This is a genomic window from Pseudomonas sp. SIMBA_068 (assembly GCF_046534705.1).
GTDB lineage: Bacteria > Pseudomonadota > Gammaproteobacteria > Pseudomonadales > Pseudomonadaceae > Aquipseudomonas > Aquipseudomonas putida.
The window spans coordinates 1-260 of record NZ_JAWRYI010000862.1 but is presented as its reverse complement, the minus strand read 5'-3'; the positions used below and the strand labels follow the sequence as shown (position 1 = coordinate 260).

2 pseudogenes are annotated in these 260 nt (G+C 64.2%); both read right to left on the bottom strand.

Annotated elements, in window-relative coordinates:
- Positions 1-75 (bottom strand): annotated as a pseudogene (locus SB756_RS31805) (acyl dehydratase); the annotation flags it as partial.
- Positions 72-260: pseudogene (locus tag SB756_RS31800) on the bottom strand (VOC family protein); the annotation flags it as partial. The pseudogenes SB756_RS31800 and SB756_RS31805, both read right to left, overlap by 4 nt.

The window sequence follows — 260 nt, the reverse complement described above, 5'->3', positions numbered from 1 at the left end:
GGTTACGGTATAGGTGGGGCTGATGCACTCATCGCCTTCGCGGGCATCATCCCAGTATCTTTCCACCCCGCTCATGCCTGCACCTGCGCACGCGGGTCGATGGCCAGTGCCTGGGCAACACACTTCGCCGGCAACGCCTGAATGAACTCCACCGCCAGACCATCCGGCAGGCGCAGCCAGTTGCGGCCCTGGGGCATTTCGCTGACGCCATAGCGCTGGGCGGCTGCCAGTACGCTCTCCAGGTCTTCGCACATGATGCC